Genomic DNA, 420 nt, shown 5'->3' on the forward strand with positions numbered 1-420 from the left:
TTTGGCTTGGGCTTGGGCTCCGTTTTCGGTTCAGGCTTGGGTTTCGGTTTCGGTTTCGCTGCCGGCTTGGGCGTCGGCTTCACTTCCGTTTTTGGCTTCGCCACGGGCGCCTTCTGTTGTTTCGAGCGCTCCACCATGGTGGCCTTTACATGGGGCGGCACCACGGGGGCCTTGTGCAGAGACGGGTCCGTGCTCCAGCTAAACACCAGCAACCCGAATACCAGCAGGTGGATAAACAGCGTGAACAGCAACCCAACGCGGCGATCACTCATTGCGTCCCTGCGGTTCTGTCACCAACCCCAGCTGGGAAATACCCGCTTCCTGTAACGCGCCCATCAGCGACACCACCCGGGCATAGGCCACGTTGCCATCGCCTTCCACCAGAAACAGGGTGGACGGCTTGTGCTTGTGGATACGCAG

At 60.2% G+C, this 420-nt stretch carries 2 protein-coding genes; both read right to left on the reverse strand.

Features of this window, described 5'->3' with window-relative positions; translation table 11 throughout:
- Positions 1-272, reverse strand: a 272-nt coding sequence (locus tag A3754_RS24530) for a cell envelope integrity protein TolA (protein WP_197468846.1), incomplete at its 3' end; no start/stop codon positions are given.
- Positions 265-420: an ExbD/TolR family protein gene (locus A3754_RS28885; protein ID WP_369817648.1), complete on the reverse strand. Its 156-nt coding sequence runs from the start codon at positions 418-420 to the stop codon at positions 265-267. The genes A3754_RS28885 and A3754_RS24530, both read right to left, overlap by 8 nt.

Source organism: Alcanivorax sp. HI0083 (assembly GCF_001635175.1).